19 protein-coding genes are annotated in these 21,104 nt (G+C 66.3%); 14 read left to right on the top strand and 5 right to left on the bottom strand.

Annotated elements, in window-relative coordinates:
- Positions 1 to 25: 25 nt before the first annotated feature.
- Positions 26 to 2,125, bottom strand: a complete 2,100-nt coding sequence (gene glyS, locus O9281_RS06410) for a glycine--tRNA ligase subunit beta (RefSeq protein ID WP_298183857.1) — start codon at positions 2,123 to 2,125, stop codon at positions 26 to 28.
- Between the two features lie 189 nt (positions 2,126 to 2,314).
- Positions 2,315 to 3,217 (bottom strand): glycine--tRNA ligase subunit alpha, encoded by a 903-nt coding sequence (locus O9281_RS06415; RefSeq protein WP_298183858.1) that lies wholly within the window; start codon positions 3,215 to 3,217, stop codon positions 2,315 to 2,317.
- A 97-nt stretch (positions 3,218 to 3,314) separates the two neighbouring features.
- Between O9281_RS06415 and O9281_RS06420 the strand changes: the two genes are divergently transcribed.
- From O9281_RS06420 to O9281_RS06450, 7 genes are all read left to right on the top strand, one after another.
- Positions 3,315 to 4,226, top strand: coding sequence for a TraB/GumN family protein (locus tag O9281_RS06420; protein WP_298183859.1), 912 nt, complete (start codon positions 3,315 to 3,317; stop codon positions 4,224 to 4,226).
- The gene (locus O9281_RS06425) at positions 4,216 to 5,085 is read left to right on the top strand and encodes a TraB/GumN family protein (protein ID WP_298183860.1); all 870 of its coding nucleotides are present in this window, start codon (positions 4,216 to 4,218) and stop codon (positions 5,083 to 5,085) included. Before O9281_RS06420 ends, O9281_RS06425 begins: the two co-directional genes overlap by 11 nt.
- Before the next feature lie 119 nt (positions 5,086 to 5,204).
- A complete protein-coding gene (locus tag O9281_RS06430; RefSeq protein WP_298183861.1) occupies positions 5,205 to 5,816 on the top strand; it encodes a 50S ribosomal protein L25/general stress protein Ctc in 612 nt (203 codons plus the stop codon).
- 89 nt (positions 5,817 to 5,905) lie between these two features.
- Positions 5,906 to 6,475 (top strand): aminoacyl-tRNA hydrolase, encoded by a 570-nt coding sequence (gene pth, locus O9281_RS06435; protein WP_298183862.1) that lies wholly within the window; start codon positions 5,906 to 5,908, stop codon positions 6,473 to 6,475.
- Between the two features lie 5 nt (positions 6,476 to 6,480).
- Positions 6,481 to 6,987, top strand: a complete 507-nt coding sequence (locus tag O9281_RS06440; protein ID WP_298183864.1) for a topology modulation protein — start codon at positions 6,481 to 6,483, stop codon at positions 6,985 to 6,987.
- Positions 6,988 to 7,041: 54 nt separating this feature from the next.
- Positions 7,042 to 8,028 carry an SDR family oxidoreductase gene (locus tag O9281_RS06445; RefSeq protein WP_298183866.1) on the top strand — a complete coding sequence of 329 codons (987 nt, stop codon included), beginning with the start codon at positions 7,042 to 7,044 and terminating at the stop codon, positions 8,026 to 8,028.
- Positions 8,029 to 8,159: 131 nt separating this feature from the next.
- A complete protein-coding gene (locus O9281_RS06450; RefSeq protein WP_298183868.1) occupies positions 8,160 to 8,888 on the top strand; it encodes a cistern family PEP-CTERM protein in 729 nt (242 codons plus the stop codon).
- 2 nt (positions 8,889 to 8,890) lie between these two features.
- On the opposite strand, the gene O9281_RS06455 is transcribed toward O9281_RS06450, so the two are convergent.
- Complete coding sequence (locus O9281_RS06455) at positions 8,891 to 10,402, bottom strand: tetratricopeptide repeat protein (protein WP_298183870.1); 1,512 nt, start codon at positions 10,400 to 10,402, stop codon at positions 8,891 to 8,893.
- 111 nt (positions 10,403 to 10,513) lie between these two features.
- Between O9281_RS06455 and ychF the strand changes: the two genes are divergently transcribed.
- Positions 10,514 to 11,614: a redox-regulated ATPase YchF gene (gene ychF / locus O9281_RS06460; RefSeq protein ID WP_298183872.1), complete on the top strand. Its 1,101-nt coding sequence runs from the start codon at positions 10,514 to 10,516 to the stop codon at positions 11,612 to 11,614.
- Between the two features lie 13 nt (positions 11,615 to 11,627).
- Here ychF and O9281_RS06465 read toward each other — a convergent pair whose 3' ends face one another.
- Complete coding sequence (locus O9281_RS06465) at positions 11,628 to 12,713, bottom strand: hypothetical protein (protein ID WP_298183873.1); 1,086 nt, start codon at positions 12,711 to 12,713, stop codon at positions 11,628 to 11,630.
- A 157-nt stretch (positions 12,714 to 12,870) separates the two neighbouring features.
- Between O9281_RS06465 and O9281_RS06470 the strand changes: the two genes are divergently transcribed.
- Positions 12,871 to 13,329, top strand: a complete 459-nt coding sequence (locus tag O9281_RS06470) for a MaoC family dehydratase (protein ID WP_298183941.1) — start codon at positions 12,871 to 12,873, stop codon at positions 13,327 to 13,329.
- Here the strand turns inward: O9281_RS06470 and mutL are convergent.
- Positions 13,326 to 15,119 carry a DNA mismatch repair endonuclease MutL gene (gene mutL / locus O9281_RS06475; RefSeq protein ID WP_298183875.1) on the bottom strand — a complete coding sequence of 598 codons (1,794 nt, stop codon included), beginning with the start codon at positions 15,117 to 15,119 and terminating at the stop codon, positions 13,326 to 13,328. The genes O9281_RS06470 and mutL overlap by 4 nt on opposite strands.
- Positions 15,120 to 15,309: 190 nt before the next feature.
- On the opposite strand from mutL, the gene O9281_RS06480 reads away from it, so the two are divergent.
- Genes O9281_RS06480 through rodA form a run of 5 tightly spaced genes read left to right on the top strand, consistent with a single transcriptional unit; the run spans position 15,310 to position 21,028 of the window.
- Positions 15,310 to 16,359, top strand: a complete 1,050-nt coding sequence (locus tag O9281_RS06480) for a rod shape-determining protein (RefSeq protein ID WP_298183877.1) — start codon at positions 15,310 to 15,312, stop codon at positions 16,357 to 16,359.
- A 28-nt stretch (positions 16,360 to 16,387) separates the two neighbouring features.
- Positions 16,388 to 17,284 (top strand): rod shape-determining protein MreC, encoded by an 897-nt coding sequence (mreC, locus tag O9281_RS06485; protein WP_298183879.1) that lies wholly within the window; start codon positions 16,388 to 16,390, stop codon positions 17,282 to 17,284.
- Positions 17,284 to 17,838: a rod shape-determining protein MreD gene (locus O9281_RS06490; protein ID WP_298183881.1), complete on the top strand. Its 555-nt coding sequence runs from the start codon at positions 17,284 to 17,286 to the stop codon at positions 17,836 to 17,838. The genes mreC and O9281_RS06490 overlap by 1 nt, the downstream gene beginning before the upstream one ends.
- Positions 17,835 to 19,916: a penicillin-binding protein 2 gene (gene mrdA, locus O9281_RS06495; protein WP_298183882.1), complete on the top strand. Its 2,082-nt coding sequence runs from the start codon at positions 17,835 to 17,837 to the stop codon at positions 19,914 to 19,916. The genes O9281_RS06490 and mrdA overlap by 4 nt, the downstream gene beginning before the upstream one ends.
- On the top strand, positions 19,913 to 21,028 hold the full coding sequence (gene rodA / locus O9281_RS06500) for a rod shape-determining protein RodA (protein ID WP_298183883.1): 1,116 nt from the start codon (positions 19,913 to 19,915) through the stop codon (positions 21,026 to 21,028). Before mrdA ends, rodA begins: the two co-directional genes overlap by 4 nt.
- Positions 21,029 to 21,104: the final 76 nt, after the last annotated feature.

Here is a 21,104-nt window from a genome sequence, read left to right on the forward strand (position 1 = left end):
GGACCACTGTCCTGGAGTGAAAAAATCAGCCTTCGATCTTCGAGAAATCGGCAACTCCGTGCACCGCATCGCGCAGCCGCGCCAGCAGCGAGAGTCGGAATGTCCGCTTTGCGGTATCGGCATCGTTGACGGTCACCTGCTCGAAGAAGGCATCGATCGGCGCGCGCAGCGTGGCGAGGGCCGCCATCGCTCCGCCAAAGTCCTCCGCCGCCACCGCCGCAGCGGCGCGCGGACCGGCCTCGGCCAGGGCGCTGACGAGCGCCTCTTCCGCCGGTTCGGGGGTGTAGGAAAGCGCTATTTCCTGTGCCCCGGCAAAGTCCTCCTTCTTGAGGATATTGGCGGCGCGCTTGTACCCGGCGAGCAGGTTGGTGCCGTCCTCGGTGCCGATAAAGGCCTGGAGCGCGTGAACGCGAGCAAGCAGGCGGACGAGGTCATCCTCGCCACCCAGCGCGAAGACCGCATCGATCAGGTCATGGCGGACCCCGGCTTCGCGCTGCTGGACCTTGAGGCGGTCGGCGAAGAAGGCGAGCACGTCGCCCTCGCCCACGCCAAAACGAAGGCCGTTTGTGGTGATCAGCTGGATGATACCGAGCGCCGCCCGGCGCAGGGCGAAGGGATCCTTCGAACCGGTCGGCTTTTCATCGATAGCGAAGAAGCTTCGAATGGTATCCAGCTTGTCAGCCAGAGACACTGCCACCGTCACCGTCGCGGTCGGCACTTCATCGCCTTGCCCGACCGGCTTGTAGTGATCGCGGATCGCATCGGCGACCGCATCAGGCAGACCCTCGGCGCGGGCGTAATAGCCGCCCATCAGGCCCTGCAGTTCGGGGAACTCGCCGACCATTTCGGTGACGAGATCGGCCTTGCATAGCCGCGCGGCGAGTTCGGCCTGGTCGGCGAGCTCTTCCTTCGTCACCCCGGGCTTGACCCGGGGTCCCGCTTCGTCACCCGCCGTTGCCAAGGCAGCGGGACCCCGGATCAAGTCCGGGGTGACGGTAGAGGGCTTCACGATCCCCTCTTCCACCAGCCAGCGCGCCAGCCTGGCCACCCGCTCGACCTTGTCGGCCACGGTGCCGAGCTTTTCGTGGAAGGTGATCCGCTCCAGCTTCTTCGCGTGATCGGACAGCGCGGTCTTGCGATCCTGCTCCCAGAAGAAGCGCGCGTCGGACAGGCGCGCGGCGAGGACCTTGCGGTTGCCCGCAACGATCGCCGCGCCGCCATCGCTGGCAACGATATTGGCGGTGCAGACGAAGGCATTGGCCAGCTTTCCGCTGGCGTCCTCGCAGACGAAATACTTCTGGTTGGTCCGCGCGGTCAGCTGAATCACTTCGGGCGGAACTTCGAGGAACTGTTCGTCAAACCGGCCGAGCAGCGGCACCGGCCATTCGGTGAGGCCGGCGTTCTCGATTACCAGGCCTTCGTCAGCGACGAGCTTGAGGCCCGCCGCAGCGGCGGCTTCGCTGGCCTTGGCGCGGATCAGGTCCTGCCGTTCGGCGTGATCGACGATGACATGGGCAGCGCGCAGCTTGGCGGCGTAATCATCCACGCCATCGATGCTGATTTCGCCGCTGGAGTGGAAGCGGTGCCCTCTGGTCAGGCGACCGGCCTTGATCCCGCCGACTTCGCAATCGACCACCTGCCCATCGAACAGCGCGACAATGGCCGAGAGCGGACGCACCCAGCGCAGCGATTCCGTGGAAATCGAGGCGGCGCCCCAGCGCTGGCTCTTGGGCCAGGGGAAGGCGCGGACGATCGCGGGGATCGCTTCGGCCAGCGCTTCGGCCGTGGCGCGCCCGGGCTTTTCGGTGATCGCGAACAGCACGCCATCGCGCTCGACCAGCTGGTCTTCGCTGAGGCCGGTCTTGCGCAGGAAGCCTTCCAGCGCCTGCGGCGGCGCGCCGACGCGCGGGCCCTTTACCTCTTCCGAAACGGCAGCCGTCGCGGCGGGCAGCCCGCGCGCGATCAGCGCGAGGCGGCGCGGGGTGGACCAGACGGTGACTTCGCCCACGGCGACGCCAGCCGCTTCCATTTCCTTGCGGAACAGCTTTTCCAGGTCAGCGCGCGCGCCGGCCTGCATCCGCGCGGGGATTTCCTCCGATCGCAGCTCAAGGAGGAAGTCAGACATGGGCAACTCCGCCGCACAATCCAAACCCGTCACCCTGAACTCGTTTCAGGGTCCATCGAGCCGCACACCCGGCGGTCGCCGGATTGGCTGAACGCCTTCGCGATGCACGGTCTACCAAGCATTGGGCAAAACGAGGCATGGATCCTGAAACAAGTTCAGGATGACGAAAAGACGGAACGGGAGTGTGGTTCATACCGTCCACCCCGGGAACTTTGCTTCCCATTCGGCCTTGTTCTTTTCGATCCAGGCCTGGCACGATCCCTTGGCCAGATCGCGGACCCGGCCGATGTAGCTGGCGCGTTCCTGGACCGAGATCACGCCGCGCGCCTGAAGCAGGTTGAACAGGTGGCTGGCCTCGATCGCCTGGTCATAGGCGGCCAGCGGCACCTGGGCTTCGATGCAGCGCTGGCATTCACGCTCGGCATTCTTGAAGCCTTCGAACAGCTGGGCCGTATCGGCCACTTCGAAGTTGTACTTCGAATGCTCCTGCTCGTTCTTCAGGAAGACCTGGCCATAGCTGACGCCTTCATTGTTGAAGGCGAGGTCATAGACGTTGTCGACGCCCTGGATGTACATCGCGAGGCGCTCGAGCCCATAGGTCAGCTCGCCCGCCACCGGCTTGCAGTCGAACCCGCCGACCTGCTGGAAATAGGTGAACTGGGTCACTTCCATCCCGTCGCACCACACTTCCCAGCCCAGGCCCCAGGCACCCAGCGTCGGGCTTTCCCAGTCATCTTCGACGAAGCGGATGTCGTGCGCCAGCGGATCGACGCCGATTTCGGCCAGCGATTGCAGGTACAGCTCCTGCAGGTTTTCCGGGTTCGGCTTCAGGATCACCTGGTACTGGTAATAGTGCTGCAGCCGGTTCGGGTTCTCGCCATAGCGGCCATCGGTCGGCCGGCGGCTGGGCTGCACATAGGCGGCCTTCCACGGCTCCGGCCCCAGCGCGCGCAGGGTCGTGGCAGGGTGGAACGTGCCTGCGCCCATGCGCATGTCATAAGGCTGCAGGATCAGGCAGCCCTGCGCGCTCCAGAACGCGTGGAGCCGCAGGATCATTTCCTGGAACGAGAGTGGTCGCGAAGTGTCCGACATGGGGCTGGCCTTTGGCGGAAGCCCCGCAAGTGGTCAACCTTCGGCGTTGCGCGGATTCGTTCATCGACGCGCATGAAAGCGGCGCTATACCGAGGGCATGATCGCGCGCCTGCTTGCTCCTTTCGCCCTGTTTCTTTCCGCCGCGGCCCCGGCCCAGCAGCAATCGCTGCCGACTGAGCAACCCGTGGTGGCCGAACGGGTTGCCGCCGAAGTCCACCCCGCGCTGTGGAAGGTGGCCGATGCCGACACCACGATCTACCTGTTCGGCACGATCCACTTGCTGCCCGAGGGGCTTGACTGGTTCCGGGGCCCGCTGGCCGAGGCCTTTGCCCTCAGCGACGAGCTGGTGACCGAGATACCCGAGGTCGATGCCGAGACCAGCCAGGCCGTGCTGCTCAAGCGCGGGATGCTGCCCGCCGGGCAAAGCCTGCGCGACCAGTTCGATCCCAAACAGCGCGCCCTGTTCGAGCGGACGCTGGCCAGTTACGAGCTGCCGCTTAACGCCTTTGACCGGTTCAAGCCCTGGTATGCGGCGGTGGTGCTCGCCACCCTGCCGCTGCAGCGCAAGGGCTATTCGCTGGCCCACGGCGTAGAAACCGACCTTGCCGCCCGCAATACCGCGCTGGGGCGGCCCCGGATCGGGCTGGAAACGCTCGATTACCAGCTGGGCCTGTTCGACAGCTTCCCCGCTACGGTGCAGCGCCGCTACCTGTTCGAAGTGATTGCCGCCCTGCCCGACCTCGACAAGGAAGTGACCCAAATGGTCTCCGCCTGGCACGAGGGCGACGCGGCGAAGCTGGCCAGCCTGATGAACGCCGAGGAAGACGATCCGGCGATGATCGAGGCGCTGCTGACCAAGCGCAACCGCGACTGGGCCAAATGGATCGCGGCGCGCCTTGACCGGCCGGGCACGGTGTTCCTGGCCGTCGGCGCAGGGCATCTGGGCGGCACGGGATCGGTGCAGGACCAGCTCGACCGGCTGGGGGTGAAGTCCGAACGTGTGCAATAGGTTCCTGATCGCGCTGGCGGCGCTGCTGCTCGCCGCCTGCCAGCCCGCCCCCCAAACTGCTCGCCCGGCGCTGTGGCAGGTCGATGGCCCCGGCGGGGAGCGGGCCTGGCTGCTGGGCACGATCCACGCCCTGCCCGATCCCGTCAGCCTTGAAAGCCCGGCCTTCAACCGCGCCATGGCCGAGGCCGATCGGCTGGTGGTGGAAGTGGCCGCGCTGGAGGATGACCGGCAGACCGCGCTGGCCTTTCACAAGCTTTCGGCCGTGGCCGCCGCGCCGCCGATTACCGCGCGCGCCCATCCGCAGGATCGCGCCGCACTGGCCGCCCTGCTCGACCAGGCGAAACTGCCGCCCGATCACTTTGGCCAGATGGACACCTGGGCTGCCGCGCTGACCCTCGCGCAGACCCTCTCCTCCCGCAGCGGCGACAGCAGCGCCAACGGGATCGACCGGCTGGTGCTGCGCGCCATGCGCGGCAAGCTTGTGACCGAATTCGAGGGCGCTGAGCGCCAACTGGCGATTTTCGATGCCCTGCCGGAGAGCGAACAGCGCGATCTGCTGGGCGCCGTGGTCCGCTCGGCCGGAGAGGCCAGGACCGAGAGCCTGAAGCTGCAACAGGCCTATCTGCGCGGCGATGTCGCCGCCCTCGTCGCGCTCGATCACGATGGCCTGCTGGCCGATCCGGAGCTGCGCCAGGCCCTGCTGGTCGGCCGCAACCGGGCCTGGCTCGACCAGCTGGAACCCATGCTCAAGGCGGGAGCGAAGCCGCTGGTGGCGGTCGGCGCGCTGCACCTGGTCGGGCAGGATGGGCTGGTTGCCGGGCTGCAGGCACGGGGCTTCACGGTCACGCGCCTGCAGTAACGCCGCTTGGACCTTGCCTTTCCGCCACTTTGCCGCTAACGGCCCGCGCTTCCCGTCATGGTCATCCCTGGAGGCGTGACGGAGAAGTTGTTTGATCCAGAGTTTTGAAAGGCAATGCAATGAGCGATACGCTGCACCTGCCGGCCGAGACGCGCGAACGGGCAGGCAAGGGAGCCTCCCGTGCCCTGCGTCGTGAAGGCCGCGTCCCCGCCGTCGTCTATGGTGGCAATGAAGAGCCCCTGGCGATCCACGTCGAAGAAAAGCTGCTCGTCAAGCAGCTCGGCACCGGTCACTTCTTCAACTCGATCGTCGAGGTTGAAGTTGGCGGCAAGACCCTGCGCACGCTCCCCAAGGACGTTGCCTTCCACCCCGTCAGCGACCGTCCGCTTCACGCGGACTTCCTGCGCGTTTCGAAGGACCACAAGGTCCACGTGAACGTGCCGGTCCACTTCGCCAACGAAGATGCCTCGCCGGGCCTGAAGCGCGGAGGCGTGCTCAACATCGTCCTGCACGATCTTGACGTCGTTTGCGCCCCCGACAACATCCCTGACGAAGTCGTGATCGACGTCACCGGCCTCGAAGTCGGCGCCTCGATCCATATCCACGACGTCAAGCTGCCGGCCGGTGTAACCGCCGCCCACGCTGATCGTGACGACACCATCGCCACCATCGTTGCCCCCTCGGGCCTGCGCAGCGAAGAAGGCGATAACAGCAAGACCGACGCGGGCTAACCAGCCCTGCCGGTTGACCGGGGCGGCCCTGCTGCCCCACACAGGCCGGGCCGCAGCAATGCGGCCCGGCTTCGTTTTGGAGGATGGACGTGCAGCTCTGGGTTGGCCTTGGCAATCCTGGTCCGCAGTATGCGCTGCACCGGCACAATGTCGGCTTCATGGCGCTCGACGCCATTGCCGAGGTGCACAGTTTCGGCCCCGAGGCGAAGAAGTTCCAGGGCTGGCTGCGCGAAGGCCGGATCGGCGGGACCAAGATCCTGCTGCTCAAGCCCGCGACCTTCATGAACGAGAGCGGCCGCTCGGTGGCCGAGGCGCTGCGGTTCTACAAGCTGGATGCAGACGCCCTCACCGTCTTCCATGACGAGCTCGATCTGGCCCCGTTCAAGGTCAAGGTCCGCAGCGGCGGGGGCCTTGCGGGGCATAATGGCCTGCGTTCGATCAACCAGTACCTCGGGCCCGATTTCCGCCGCGTGCGGATCGGGATAGGACACCCCGGACACAAGGATCGGGTGACGGGGCACGTGCTGGGCAATTACGCAAAATCCGAAGGCGACGATCTCGCCGCCATGCTCGGCGCCATCGCGGCCGAGGCGGAATGGCTGGCACGCGGTGACGATACCCGCTTCATGAGCGATCTTGCCCTGCGTCTGCAGGCCTGACTGTCATGCAACGCGTCCTCGTGATCGGTTCGCCCGGCGCGGGTAAGTCGACGCTGTCGCATCACATTGCCTACCGCACCGATCTGCCGCTGGTTCACCTGGACCAACTGTTCTGGTTGCCGGGCTGGGTCGAGCGCAACCGCGACGAGGGACGCGCCGAACTGGCGGAAGTCCTGGCAGGCGAGCGCTGGATCATTGACGGGAACTACGGCTCGACCTTGCCAATGCGCGTAGCCCGCGCGGATACCATCGTCTGGCTGGATTACCCTACCTCGCTGTGCCTCGCCCGCGTATTCAAGCGCTGGTGGCAATACCGTGGCCGGGCCCGGCCGGACATGACCGAAGGCTGCCCAGAGAACCTCAATCTCGAATTCCTGCTTTATGTCCTCAACTTCCGGAATGCCTGGCAAGCCCGCAATGCCGCGGCGCTGCGCGGTTTTTCCGGCACGGTTCACCGCTTCGCGCGGCCGGATGAGACCGATCGCTGGCTAGGGTCTTTGGACCGGGCTTGAAGCCACTGGCCGGACAGCTAGTCTGGGCGCATCCCCCTCAAGACGGAGCGCCCCATGACCAAGCTTACCCGCCGCAGCCTGATCGCCGCCACCGCCGCTTCCACCGCCGCCCTTGCCGCGACCCGCACCATCGCGGCCGAACCTGCCGCGCCCTCGCTCAAGGGCAAGTCGATCCTGATCACCGGAGCCTCGTCGGGCTTTGGGCGGATCGGCGCAGAGTATTATGCCCGCCTTGGTGCCAAGGTCTTCGCCACGATGCGCGGCCTGCCCCGGGCCGAGGGCAACGAACTGGTCGATCTGGCCGCCGCGCAGAAACTGGACATCACCGTCCTGCCGCTGGACGTCACCAACGATGCCCAGGTTATCGAGACAGTGGCCTATGCCGAAAGGATGGCCGGTGGCGCGCTCGATGTGGTGATCAACAACGCTGGGATCGGCCAATCCGGTCCGATCGAGGTGCAGGACATGGAAGCCATGCGCCTGGCCTTCGATACCAATGTCTATGGCGTTCAGCGGCTGATGCGCGCGGCCCTGCCCGCCATGCGCCAGCGCAAGAGCGGGCTGATCTTCAACATCTCCTCGCAGCTTGGCCGGGTCATCATCCCCTCGGGCGGCCCCTATTCCGCGACCAAGTTCGCGCTGGAGGCGCTCAGCGAACAGGCCGCTTATGAACTGGTGCCGCACGGGGTGGAGGTCTGCATCATCCAGCCGGGCGGCTATCCCACCAAGGTCTGGTCGAACCGCAACCGCTACAACCAGGAACTGAAGGGCCGGATCGATGCCGAGCGCGCTGCGGCCTATGGCGCGCTGGTGGCGCGGATGGGCACCGAAACCGGCGGTGGCCGCTCTGCCGATCCGCTCGACGTGCCCAAGGCGATTGCCGAAATCATCGCCCTGCCGGCCGGGCGCCGTCCGCTGCGCCGCGCGGTCCATCCCGGCAACCGCCCACAGGAAGCGATCAACCGGGTTTCGGCCGAAACGCAGCTCGCCATGCTGGGCAATTCGCCGCTCGGCCCCTGGGTCAAGGCGGTCCACGACTGACCGTATCTGTCGGGTCACTTTACATTCAGCCAGCAGGCGAAGCAGCGTTAACCAACGTATCGCTCGAATTCCATCGTTTGGCACACCCTTTGCATTGATTTGCGTAAACCAATTCAACGCAAGGGTGTACCATGAATCTGACCCGTTCGATCGCACAGCTGACCGCAGTCGCTGGCCTGGCGCTGGTGGCGACGCCCGCCTGGGCCGATGCGATCACGCTCGACCCGACCGACATTGGCCAGAGCTGGGATTTCAACTTTGATGGGTCGTCCGGCGGCAAGACCATTACCGGGCTGACCGCGACCACCCGCTTCACGCTGACTGCAGTGACCCCGACCAGCTATACCTTCAGCTACAGCCTGACCAACACCACCAGTAATCCGCTGGATTCGCGGGTTTCGGGCTTCGCGTTCAACACCAATCCCAACATCGCCAGCGCGACCTCGACCGGCGCGTTCAGCTACACGACCCTGGGCGGCAATTATCCCAACGGGATTGGCAGCGTGGACGTGTGCTTCAAGGGCGCTTCGACCGGCAGCTGCGCCGGTGGTGGTGGCGGCGGCCTGTTCGATGGCCAGAACGGGACCGGCAGCTTTACACTGAACTTCGCCCAGCCACTCAGCTCGCTGACGCTGAGCGACTTTTTCGTTCGCTACCAGTCGATCACCGGCGCGGGCAAGATCACCTCGGCCACTGGCAGCGGCACGCTGACGAGCACTTCGGGCGGCACCACCACCACGACCTCGTCGGGTGGCACACCCGTGCCGGAGCCCGGCATGCTTGGCCTGCTGGGTCTGGCACTGGCCGGCATGGCGCTGGCCCGCCGCCGCCGCCAGACGGTTCGCATCGTCTACGCCTGACTTCAGGTTCCGGTGCGACTGGCTTCGGCCAGATGCAACTTGATGGTTTGATTCTGGGGCGCCAGTTCCGCTGCCCGGCGGAGCAGGCGCCTCGCTTCATCCAGGTCCTGGCCTGAGCGGAACCGCACCCAGCCCGCCGTATCCAGCACCGAGGCATTTTCAGGTGCCAACTGCAGCGCCCGGTCAGCAAAATCGCGCGCCTTGGCATGGTTGCCCAACATCGACTGGGCATAGGCCATGTTGTTGAGCACCAGTACACTTCGACCATCGGTGGCCGCGATGATCCGGTCATAGGCAATCGCCGCCTTGGCCCAATCCCCGCGACGGATCGCGGCATCGGCCTCGGACAGGTCGGCCGCCAGCACCTGCACCGCTGGCTGGCGGGCGCGCCGCTCGTAATCCGCAGCGCGCGGATCGCCGGCCGCCTTGGCCGCCCGGGCCATGAGCGCCAGCTCTTCGGGGCGCGCCTGGGGACTGTCGGCAATCGCTTGCAGCGCGGTCATGGCCCCGCGTGGGTCCTTGCTCGCCAACCGCGCCTCAGCCAGCAATGCGGCGACCTGGCGATTGCCCTGCTGCGCACGCACGATCGGCACCAGCTGGGCCGCGGCCAGCTCCGGTCGGCCCAGTCGCAGCAGGGCCTCGGCATAGAGCGGCCGAACGGGATCGAGTTCGGGCAATTCCGCCTCAAGCGGCTGGACGGTGGTGCGAACCTTTTCCCAGTCCTTCTGCGCCAGTGCCGCACGGGCCCTGAGATAGGCGACCTGCGGGTTGCGCGGGGCAACCTGCGCCGCCTGTCCGGCTGCTTCTTCCATTTCCTTGAACCGGCCGAGATCGCCGAGCGTTGCCGCCTTGCCGGTCAGGGCGGCAAGGCTGGCCGGATAGCGCTTGTTGGCGGCGGAATAGGCGTCGAGCGCGGCCTTGAGATCGCCCTTGATCAGGGCAATCTGGCCGCGCACCAGCAGCGTGTCGATTGCCTGCGGCTCAAGCGCGGCGGCCTGCTTGAGCTGGGCCTCGGCCCCGGCGACATCCTTTTCCATCAGCCGCAACCGGGCCATGTCGGCAAAGGCGCGGGCATTGTCGCCCTGCGCGGTGGCCCGGGCGATGAAGTCCGCAGCCTTGCCGCTATCGCCCTGCATCAGCGCCGCAAGGCCGCGCAGGCGATCGGCTTCGGACGAATCCGCCCCTTCGAGTGCAGCCAGCGCCTGTTGCGGCGCCTTCCGCAGCAAGGCAGCTTCGGCGGTCAGCTCCGCGAGACCCGGACGCGGGCCCAGCGCCGCGAGTTTCTGCAAGGCAGTGCCTGCGCCGTCACCATCGCCCAATGCCAGCAGCGTTCGCGCCTGCAGCAGCAGCTTGTCGGGATTCCCTGGCTCGCTCTCCAGCGAAGCGGCGATCAGGATGCGGGCCTTGGCATAGTCGTTGGCAGCAAAGGCGGCCTGTGCCTCGGCATATTGCTCTGCCGGGCTGGCGGTGCAGGCGGCAAGGACAAGGGCGGAGAGGATGATGAGTTTGCGCATGACCGGCGCCATAGCCCCGATCCCTGAAAAATCGGTGAAACCGCGCGGCAACTGGCCAAACCCGCCGCACCCCGCTATGGGCGCCGCTCGCAAAGGCAAGTGGAGTGCAAGATGGGTTTTCGTTGCGGGATCGTGGGCCTGCCCAATGTCGGCAAGTCGACGCTGTTCAACGCGCTGACCGAGACGCAGGCGGCGCAGGCGGCGAACTATCCGTTCTGCACGATCGAGCCAAACGTCGGCAATGTCGGCGTGCCCGATCCGCGCCTCGATACCTTGGCCAAGATCGCCGGCAGCGCCAAGATCATCCCCACCCAGCTGAGCTTCGTCGATATCGCCGGGCTGGTCCGCGGGGCGAGCAAGGGCGAAGGCCTGGGTAACCAGTTCCTGGGCAATATCCGCGAAGTGGATGCGATCGTCCACGTGCTGCGCTGCTTTGAAAATGATGACATCCAGCACGTCGACAACCGGGTCGATCCGGTCTCGGACGCCGAAACGGTCGAAACCGAACTGATGCTGGCTGACCTCGAAAGCCTCGAAAAGCGCGTCCCCGCCGCGCAGAAGAAGGCTGCCCAGGGTGACAAGGAAGCCAAGCTGATCGCCGCCGTGCTCCAGCCCGCGCTGGAACTGCTGCGCGAGGGCAAGCCCGCCCGCCTCGCCCGCCCGGAAGGCGACGACGAGCTGCGCGTGTTCAACCAGGCCCAGCTGCTCACCGCCAAGCCGGTGCTCTATGTCTGCAACGTCGAGGAAAGCGCAGCCGCCAATGGTAACGCGTTCTCCGCCAAAGTGTTCGAAAAGGCCAAGGCCGAGGGCGCCAACGCCGTGATCGTTTCCGCCGCGATCGAAAGCGAGCTGGTCGGAATGGATCCGGACGAGCGGCTGATGTTCTTGGAAGAGATCGGCCTCCACGAAACCGGCCTCGCCCGCGTGATCCGCTCGGGCTATGACCTCCTCCACCTGATCACCTTCTTCACCGTCGGCCCCAAGGAAGCCCGCGCCTGGACCGTGCACCAGGGCGCCAAGGCCTCCGAGGCGGCAGGCGAGATCCACTCCGACATGCAGCGCGGCTTCATCCGTGCCGAAACCATCGCCTATGACGACTACGTGGCGCTGGGCGGCGAAACCGCGTGCAAGGATGCCGGCAAGCTGCGCCAGGAAGGCAAGGAATACGTGGTGCAGGACGGCGACGTGATGCACTTCAAGTTCAACGTCTAATGACGTTGAAGGCCTAATCCCTGGGCGGATAGCGCCGGGCCAGCCAGGCGAGCCAGTCTGCGCTGAAGCGGTCAAGTTCGTCCACCAAACCATGCCTCGGGCCAGACTTGGCCAGCCAGCTCGCGAAAGTGCCGCCCTTCGCGACGTGTGCGGCAATCTCACCCAGCAGCGCGGGATTGCGCCCCTCGTCGAGCAGATAGTCCGCCACCGCCCGGCTTTGCAGATAAAACCGGATCCCGTCCCCGGCAAAGCGCTGCGCCTCTTCGCCGGACAGCACGCGCACCTGCATTCCGCCTTCGTTCGCCGCCGATCCCACCAGTGCCCGCGCCTGCTCCCCTACCGGGTGCGCCTTGGTGAAATAGTCGGCCAGATCGAGCAGGCCGCCGTCGCTGCCGCCACCGCTGGCTAAATGTTTGCGATAGCGTTCGGCAAACAGGCTGCGGCGGCGCTCGGCAGAGGAATCAGGCTCAAGCACGATGGCCGCCATTTCATCCAGCCAATCGGGGCCTGGTCCGCCATAATGGCCGCCATCGATCTTGCCCTGACCCGGCCAAAATGCCTCGATCAGCCACATGTGACCCAATTCGTGGGGAATGGCGGTGGCATCCCGATCATTCGTTGCCGTTTCGGAAAACTGGCGTTCCATCTGGGCTTCGGCCGATTTCAGCGCAGCCAGCCGAGATTCTTCGGGAAGCCCCGCCAGCCGCCCTTCCAGTCCGCGCCGCACCGATGCCACGGCCTGATCGCGATAGGCCTGGGGCGAAAGCCAGGGCAGAACCACCGAATAGCCCGCCTGTCGCAAGGCCGCACGGGCCGCGCCGGAAAAGCCCGAAGTGCCCATCTCGACGATGGCATAGCGACTGGCGCTGCGGGCAAACAGCGTGCCGAACCGGGCCCGGGCCGCCTCGCCAAGCGCCAGCAACCGTTCAGCGCGCTCTGGGGTTGCGGCAATGGCAATGCCATGAGCGGATCTGGCACAATGCTTCTCGCCCTGTTCCGTTTCGGGCAGGACCGGGCATGGGCTGGCCAAGGCGGCTTCCGGAGCCAGCGCGGCAAGTGCCAGGGTCAGAGCCGCCGCAAGGTGGTGGTGAGTCCGCATGATCGAGCCTCCGTCAATTCGTCTACATTCGTAGTTATGTCTACATTTGTAGGCGATCAAGCGTCCGACGGCTTGACAGATGTACCGGTACGCTCTCCCATGACCGGAACGGGGCCAATACATTGCCAGAGACGGGAAACAGGGAATGAGTGATGACTTGCTGTACTTCGAAGACCTGGAAATCGGCACGAAGGCCAGCTTCGGCCGCTATGAAGTGACGCGTGAGGAAGTGCTGGAGTTTGCGGCCAAGTACGATCCCCAGCCCTTCCACCTGAGCGACGAGGCAGCAGCGCAAACCCATTTCGGGCGGATTTCGGCCAGCGGCTGGCACACCTGCGCCATGACCATGCGCATGCTGGTGGACAACATTACCGAGCGCAAGCAGGCCGGGCTCGGTTCACCCGGCCAGGACGAGCTGCGCTGGCACAAGCCGGTCTATCCCGGCGACGTGCTGCGGATCGAAACCGAACTGCTGGAAAAGACCCGCAGCCGTTCGCGCCCGGAAATGGGCAGCTTCCGCTCGATCGTGAAAGTGTTCAACCAGGACGATGTCTGCGTGATGAGCTTCAAGTCGATCGGCTTGATCGCGGTGCGGAACCCCGGTCAGCCGGACTAGCGCCGCCCGAACAGCTTCTCGACATCTTCCAGCGCCAGCTTGACCCAGGTCGGGCGGCCGTGGTTGCACTGGCCCGAGCGCGGCGTGCGCTCCATTTCGCGCAGCAGGGCGTTCATTTCCGCGACCGACAGCACCCGCCCGGCCCGCACCGAGCCGTGGCAAGCCATGGTAGCGAGGACATGTTCGAGCCGCTCACCCAGCAATAGCGCAGCGCCATTCTGCGCGAGGTCATCGGCGATGTCGCGAACCAGGGCCTGGACATTGCCGCCCGCCAGCGCGGCCGGGACGGCGCGGACCAGCATGGCATCGGGGCCGAACCGCTCCAGCGCCAGGCCATGCTCGGCCAGTTGCGGTGCGGCCTCGGCCAGGCGGTCGCAGTCCGGCTCGTCGAGTTCGACCACTTCGGGGATCAGCAGCGCCTGTGATGCCGCCATGGCCCCTTGTGCCCCCGCTGCCTTCAGCCGTTCGAGCACGAGCCGTTCGTGCGCGGCATGCTGGTCAACAATCACCAGCCCATCCTCGGCCTCGGCCACAATATAGGTGCCCGCCACTTGCCCCCGCGCCACGCCCAGGGGATGCGAAGCGGCAGGCTCCGGCGCGGCTTCGGCCACTTCCGCCCGCGCCGCCGGGGCCAGCACACTCGCTTCGTAGCTGCGCCATTGCTGGCCCGCCTCGCGCACGGCCGCTGAGGGCGCGGGATTGGTGAACAGCGATCCCAGCGCAGGTGCGGGATCATGTCGACTGATCGGCTCGCTCTGCCAATTGGCCATGGCTGGGGCAGCGGGCGCCTGGGCGGTGCGGCGGCCTTCACTGTCCAGCGCATGGCGCAGGCCCGAGACAATGAACCCGCGCACAAAAGCCGGATCGCGGAACCGCACCTCGGTCTTGGCCGGGTGGACGTTCACGTCCACTTCCTGTGGCGGGAGGTCGAGGAACAGCGCCAGCACGGCATGGCGATCGCGCGCCAGCATATCGGCATAGGCCCCGCGCACCGCGCCGACCAGCAGCCGGTCCTTCACCGGACGGCCATTGACGAAGAGGTACTGATGATCCGCGACCCCGCGATTGAAGGTGGGCAGACCCGCCACCCCGGTCAGCCGCGTTTCGCCGCGTTCAAGGTCGATCACCACGCCATCGCTGGCAAGTTCGCGCGCCACCAGCTGTGCCACGCGGTCGGCCAGGCTCTGCCCGCCCTGCACCGCCAGCACCCGGCGGCCATCGTGTTCCAGCGTGAAGCCCACTTCGGGGCGAGCCATCGCCATGCGACGGACCACGTCGAGGCAGGCGGCATATTCGCTGCGCGCAGAGCGCAGGAACTTGCGGCGCGCCGGAACCTTGCCGAACAGGTCCTCCACCCGGATCCGCGTGCCGGGCGGCAGGGCGGCAGGGCCTTCGGACAACAACTGGCCGTGATCGACGACCATCTGCCAGCCACCGTCCAAACCCCGCACCCGGCTCTCCAGCGTCAGCCGGGCGACGCTGGCGATCGAGGGCAAGGCTTCGCCCCGGAAACCCAGGGTAGCCACCAGCTCGATCGCCTCATCCGGCAGCTTGGACGTGGCGTGGCGTTCCAGCGCCAGGGCCATGTCGGCGCGGGTCATGCCGCAGCCATCGTCGGTCACTTCGATCAGGCCCAGCCCGCCCTCGGCCAGTCGTACCGCGATGCTGCTCGAACCGGCGTCGATCGCGTTCTCGACCAGCTCCTTCAGCGCCGCGGCCGGGCGCTCGATCACCTCGCCCGCGGCGATGCGGTTGACGAGGGTTTCGGGCAGGCGGCGGATCACGGGCATCAGGCCCAAGTCCCTAGCGGCGAAGCGCGCCGAATTCGAGACAGAAGCAGGGGATCAATCCCCGGTTTTACGACAAATTTTTGGCCTTTGCCGATGCCATGCGGTAATGAGCCGCGATTCACGCCAACCAACCGGCCTGACGCTGCTGCGCTGTTTGCAGTAAGTGGCTGGAAAGCTTATGGAATTCACGATGGCATCGTTCCTGTCCCGATTCTTCAAATTTGGCTCGCAAAACATGGCGATCGACCTCGGGACAGCCAACACCCTGGTCTATGTTCAGGACCGCGGCATCGTGCTGAACGAGCCTTCGGTCGTGGCGATCGAAACGATCAACGGGATCAAGCGCGTCAAGGCCGTGGGCGACGATGCCAAGATGATGATGGGCAAGACCCCGGACAGCATCGAGGCGATCCGCCCGCTGCGCGATGGCGTGATCGCCGACATCGAAATCGCCGAAGAAATGATCAAGCACTTCATCCGCAAGGTGAACGGCAAGCGCACTAGCATGTTCTCCCCGCCGGAGATCGTGATCTGCGTGCCCTCGGGTTCCACCTCGGTTGAGCGCCGCGCGATCCGCGATGCCGCCAGCAACGCCGGGGCCAGCCAGGTCTACCTGATCCTGGAACCGATGGCCGCCGCGATCGGCGCCGACATGCCGGTGACCGAGCCGGTCGGCTCGATGGTGGTCGATATCGGCGGTGGCACCACCGAAGTGGCGGTCCTGTCGCTGCGCGGCCTGGCCTATACCACCTCGGTCCGCGTCGGCGGGGACAAGATGGACGAAGCGATCGTTTCCTACGTCCGCCGCCACCACAACCTGCTGATCGGCGAAGCGACGGCCGAGCGGATCAAGAAGGACTATGGCTGCGCCATGGTGCCGGCTGACGGGATCGGCGAAACGATCCAGATCAAGGGCCGCGACCTGGTCAACGGCGTGCCCAAGGAAATCACCATCACCCAGGCCAATATTGCCGAAGCCCTGTCCGAACCGATCGGGGCGATCGTCGAAGGCGTGCGGATCGCACTGGAAAACACCGCGCCTGAACTGGCCGCGGACATTGTCGACCAGGGCATTGTTCTGACCGGCGGCGGCGCGCTGATCCAGGGGCTGGACGATTACCTGCGCGAAGAGACCGGCCTGCCGGTCAGCATTGCCGAAGATCCGCTGTCCTGCGTGGCCCTCGGCACCGGTCGGGCGATGGAAGACCCGATCTATCGCGGCGTGTTGATGACGGCCTGAGCGCCGCAAAGAGAGAGGAAGGCACCGCATGGCGCCGTCGGCGAACAGACGCCCCGGCAGTTCGCGCAGGGCGCAATACTCGACCTTTGCCAGCTATGTGATTGCTTTCGCAGGGGCCCTGCTTGGCGCCATCCTACTGGTCGTTTCGACCGGCAATGCCGGGGCCTTCGCATTCTGGCGCAGCGCCGCCAGCGATGCCACCGCGCCAACGGCCAGTGCCGCCGCAACCGGTCGCAGCACCGGCCAGGATGTCTGGGCGACCATCGCCGGATATTTCACCTTTGGCAGCCACGTCGCTCGGACCGAGCGCGAACTGGCACTCGCCCGGGTCAAGCTGGCCGAAGCGGCTGCGGTTGCGGATGAGAACCGCCGCCTGAAGGCCCTGCTCGCCCTGGAACAGGCCGAGCCGCGCCCCGTGGCCACTGCCCGGCTGATCGGCAGCACGTCCACCAGCACCCGCCGGTTTGCCACGCTGGGCGCGGGCAGCGGCCAGGGCGTGCAGGTTGGCATGCCGGTCCGCTCGCCGCTGGGGCTGGTCGGCCGCGTGCTTGAAACCGGGCAACGCAGCGCCCGCGTGCTGCTGATTACCGACGGCGAGAGCGTGGTGCCGGTCAAGCGGGCCAGCGATGGCGTGCCAGCCTTTGCAACCGGGCGTGGCGACGGCACCTTGCAGATCCGGCTGATCACGCTGGGCCTCAATCCGCTGAAGCCGGGCGATGCCTTTGTCACTTCCGGCTCCGGCGGCCTCTACTGGCCCGGCGTGGCGGTCGGCGTGGTCACCCGCGTGACCCGCGATGGCGCAATCGCCCGCCCGCTCAGTGATCCGGGCATGACGGAATTCGTCGCGGTCCAGCCGCTGTGGCAGGAAACCGAACCCCAGACCGCGACCGATGCCCCGCCTTCTCCCGCTGCGGCGGTGAACTGATGCCGGGGCCTTTCGCGGAACCGTTGCTGGACCTGACGCGGCCGCGGATCAACCGCGCGCCTTCCTCGGTGCTGGCGCTGGCGCTCCCCTGGGTATTGGTCATGCTCGGCAGCCTCAGCCCGACCTGGCCGATCATTGCCTCGGCTCCGGTTCTGCCGCCGCTCGGCTTTCTGTTCCTGCTCGCCTGGCTGCACCTGCGGCCCGGCCTCTTCCCGGTCTGGGCGGGCCTGCCGCTGGGCCTGTTCGATGACCTGTTCAGCGGGCAGCCGATGGGTTCGGGCGTCTTGCTGTGGTCGGTGGCGACGATCGGGATGGATTACCTCGAAACCCGGTTCCCGTGGCGCGGTTTCATCACCAACTGGCTGGTCGCCTCGGCGGTGATCGTCGGCTATCTGGTGATTGCTGCCCAGTTTGCCGGGGCGGCGAGCAATGGCATGCTGCTGATCGCCATGGCGCCGCAGCTGGCCATGGCCGTGCTGGCCTATCCCATTGCCGCGCAATTGGTCGGGCTGGTTGACCGTCTGCGTCTGATCCCGGTGCGGGAGGTGGGATGATTTCGGGTAAGATCCCGCATGTCAGTTCGGGGACGCTGCAGAACAGCTTTGACCGGCGCACCCTGGTTGTCGCCGGGTTGCAGGCCGGGGTTGGCGTGCTGCTGGCCGCGCGGATGGCCTGGATCAGCCTCGCCCAGAACGAGAAGTACACGCTCGCTTCGGAAAGCAATCGCGTCAACCTGACGCTGATCCCGCCGCGGCGCGGGGCGATCCTCGATCGCAACGGCGCGCCGATCGCTTCCAACCGGGCCGACTTTCGCGTCGATCTGGTGCCGGATCGGCTGACCGACCCAGACCGGACGCTGGTCGAACTGGGCCGCCTGCTCAAGCTCAGCGATGTGCGCCTCAAGGACCTCAGGGACAAGCTCGACAAGGCGAATGGCTTCCAGCCGGTCGAAGTGGCTGCCGGGCTCGATTGGGACAGTTTCGCCGCGATCAGCGTGCGCCTGCCCGATCTGCCGGGTGTGCTGGCGCAGCGCAGCTTCTCGCGCTGGTACCCCACCGGGCCATCGGTGGGCCACCTGATCGGCTATGTCGGCCCGGCCTCGGCCAAGGACTACGAGAAGGAGCGCAATCCGCTACTCATCACGCCGGGGTTCAAGATCGGCAAGGACGGCCTCGAAAAGCGGTTCGAGCAGAACCTGCGCGGCACGCCGGGCGCGCGGCGGGTGGAAGTGACCGCCAGCGGCAAGGTGGTGCGCGACCTCGAAATGCGCGAGGACATTCCCGGCCAGCCACTGCGCCTGACGATCAGTGCGCCCCTGCAGGACTATGCCGCGCGGCGGCTGGGGCCGGAATCGGGCGCGGTGGTGGTGATGGATTGCCTAACGGGCGATATCCTCGCGATGGCCTCGATGCCCAGCTACGATCCCAACAGCTTTTCCGACGGCATCGGCCGGATCGAATGGAAGATGCTGTCGGATGACGATCACGTGCCGCTGCGCAACAAGGTGCTGCGCGGGCTTTACCCCCCGGGCTCGACCGTCAAGCCCGGGGTGGCGATGGCCTTTCTGGAAGCCGGGCTCGATCCCGAGGCCACGGTCAACTGCGCCGGCGGGCTGCGCGTCGGCAACCGCGTGTTCGGGTGCTGGAACCGGCGCGGCCATGGCACGGTCAACATGGCCAAGGCGATTTACCAGAGCTGTGACGTCTACTTCTATCACTTCGCCCAGCAGATCGGGATGGACCCCATCGCCAGGATGATGCGCCGGCTTGGCATGGGCCAGAAGTTCGACCTGCCGGTGGTCGCGCAGTCCTATGGCACGGTGCCCGATCCCGCCTGGAAGCAGCGCAAGTATGACAAGCCCTGGGCCGTCTTCGATACGGTCAATGCCACCATCGGCCAGGGCTACATGTTGTCAAACCCATTGCAACAGGCGGTGATGGCCGCGCGCATTGCCAGCGGCCGACTGCTCCAGCCGCGCCTGCTGCTTGACCAGAAGGTGCCCGAAGCACCCAGCATGGGCTTCAGCCAGGAACACCTCGATTACGTCCACAAGGCGATGAGCGACGTGGTCAACGGACCCGGTACCGCCGGACGCGCAAGGCTACCAGTCCCCGATGTCCTGCTGGCCGGCAAGACCGGGACCGCGCAGGTCGTTGGCCTGCATATCTCCGATGGCAAGACCGGCCCCTGGAAGTTCCGCGATCACGGCCATTTCATCGCCTATGCCCCGTTCGACAAGCCGCGCTATGCCTGTGCCGTGGTGGTGGAGCATGGTGGCGGGTCGGCCGCGGCCTATCCCATTGCGCGCGATGTGATGACCTATCTCTACGATCCGGCGAAGGCGATGGAAGTGCTGCTGGGCATGGAAACGGGCTGGGGCGGGACGCCTCAGGAACGCCTGAATGCCAAGTACCGGGCATACGAGACGCGCTATGGCACCAGCGCTCCGCGTCCAACCGAGGACGATCCGGTGGCCAGCGCCAATGCCCGGGCCGAAGCGGCCAGTGCCCGGCCGCAGGCCGAACAGACCGAAGCCGCATCGCCCCGGCCCGAAGATCCGGCTCCTGCGGCGGCTGCCCCGGCGGCACCCGAACCGCCCCCCTCCCCCACCGCCAGCGAGGCTCCGCGATGAGGGCGGGCGTGATCCCGGCCGCGATTGCCCGCCAGCCATGGGGGATCATCCTGCCACTGTGCGTGCTCAACGGGTTTGGCGCGCTGGTGCTCTATTCGGCTGCGAGCGGCAGCTGGACCCCCTGGGCAGTCCAGCACCTGATCCGGTTCTCGGTGTTCCTGGTCATGGCCATGGTCATCGCCCGGCTGCCGCGCGAACTGTTCAAGCTGGCGGCCTATCCGGGCTATGTCGGGCTGGTTTTCCTGCTGATGCTGGTCGACCTGATCGGTGCCGTCGGGGGTGGCAGCCAGCGCTGGCTGAACCTGGGCTTCATGCAGTTACAGCCTTCCGAGCTTATGAAGCCGGCCATCGTTCTCGCCTTTGCACGGTTCTATGACGCCTTGCCCCCGGCGATGACGCAGAGCTGGCGGTCACTGATGCCGGCGGCGGGCTTGCTGGCAGTGCCGGCCGGGCTGGTCATGCTCCAGCCCGATCTTGGCACGGGTCTGGCCATCACCTTTGGCGCGGTCTCGGTGATGTTCCTTGCCGGGCTGCCACTACGCTGGTTCATTGGCGCAGGCGCTGCAGCGGCAGCGATCGCCCCGGTCGCCTTCTTCACCCTGCTCCACGATTACCAGCGCAATCGCGTGCTGACCTTCCTCGATCCGGAAAGCGATCCGCTCGGCACGGGCTATCACATCTCGCAGTCAAAGATCGCGATCGGCTCGGGCGGGCTGTTCGGCAAGGGCTTTGGCCAGGGCTCGCAAAGCCACCTGGAATACCTCCCCGAAGCTCACACCGACTTCGTCTTTGCCACCATGGCCGAGGAATGGGGGCTCGTCGGCATGCTGGCCGTGCTGTTCGTCTTCATGCTGATCCTGCGCTGGGGCTGGCGCGTGGCCCAGAACGCGCCGGACCGCTTCTCGCGCCTGCTGGCGGCAGGCATGACCTGCACGGTGTTCTTCTATGTCGCGATCAACCTGCTGATGGTCGTCGGCCTCGCCCCGGTGGTGGGCATTCCGCTACCCTTCATGAGCCACGGCGGCTCATCGATGATGACCAACATGATCTGCCTCGGCACGATCATGGCCGTCGACCGATGGAGCAGGCGCGGCACTGGCCTGGCTGGATGAAAAAAGGCTGCAAGAACCCCTTTTCTCCGGCGCAAAGGTCGCTATAGGGGGCGCTCCCGACGATTCGGGACCTCGC

The sequence above is a fragment of the Novosphingobium sp. genome, assembly GCF_027531025.1.
GTDB lineage: Bacteria > Pseudomonadota > Alphaproteobacteria > Sphingomonadales > Sphingomonadaceae > Novosphingobium.

Excerpts from the sequence above, each read along its gene's own strand:
- O9281_RS06430 (WP_298183861.1), top strand. The coding sequence starts at position 5,205 with ATGAGCGATACGCTGCACCTGCCGGCCGAGACGCGCGAACGGGCAGGC.
- ychF (WP_298183872.1), top strand. The coding sequence starts at position 10,514 with ATGGGTTTTCGTTGCGGGATCGTGGGCCTGCCCAATGTCGGCAAGTCG.
- mutL (WP_298183875.1), bottom strand. The coding sequence starts at position 15,119 with ATGCCCGTGATCCGCCGCCTGCCCGAAACCCTCGTCAACCGCATCGCC.
- O9281_RS06415 (WP_298183858.1), bottom strand. The coding sequence starts at position 3,217 with ATGTCGGACACTTCGCGACCACTCTCGTTCCAGGAAATGATCCTGCGG.
- rodA (WP_298183883.1), top strand. The coding sequence starts at position 19,913 with ATGAGGGCGGGCGTGATCCCGGCCGCGATTGCCCGCCAGCCATGGGGG.
- mrdA (WP_298183882.1), top strand. The coding sequence starts at position 17,835 with ATGATTTCGGGTAAGATCCCGCATGTCAGTTCGGGGACGCTGCAGAAC.
- O9281_RS06445 (WP_298183866.1), top strand. The coding sequence starts at position 7,042 with ATGACCAAGCTTACCCGCCGCAGCCTGATCGCCGCCACCGCCGCTTCC.
- O9281_RS06440 (WP_298183864.1), top strand. The coding sequence starts at position 6,481 with ATGCAACGCGTCCTCGTGATCGGTTCGCCCGGCGCGGGTAAGTCGACG.
- O9281_RS06450 (WP_298183868.1), top strand. The coding sequence starts at position 8,160 with ATGAATCTGACCCGTTCGATCGCACAGCTGACCGCAGTCGCTGGCCTG.
- O9281_RS06455 (WP_298183870.1), bottom strand. The coding sequence starts at position 10,402 with ATGCGCAAACTCATCATCCTCTCCGCCCTTGTCCTTGCCGCCTGCACC.
- mreC (WP_298183879.1), top strand. The coding sequence starts at position 16,388 with ATGGCGCCGTCGGCGAACAGACGCCCCGGCAGTTCGCGCAGGGCGCAA.
- O9281_RS06480 (WP_298183877.1), top strand. The coding sequence starts at position 15,310 with ATGGCATCGTTCCTGTCCCGATTCTTCAAATTTGGCTCGCAAAACATG.
- O9281_RS06465 (WP_298183873.1), bottom strand. The coding sequence starts at position 12,713 with ATGCGGACTCACCACCACCTTGCGGCGGCTCTGACCCTGGCACTTGCC.
- O9281_RS06490 (WP_298183881.1), top strand. The coding sequence starts at position 17,284 with ATGCCGGGGCCTTTCGCGGAACCGTTGCTGGACCTGACGCGGCCGCGG.
- O9281_RS06420 (WP_298183859.1), top strand. The coding sequence starts at position 3,315 with ATGATCGCGCGCCTGCTTGCTCCTTTCGCCCTGTTTCTTTCCGCCGCG.
- glyS (WP_298183857.1), bottom strand. The coding sequence starts at position 2,125 with ATGTCTGACTTCCTCCTTGAGCTGCGATCGGAGGAAATCCCCGCGCGG.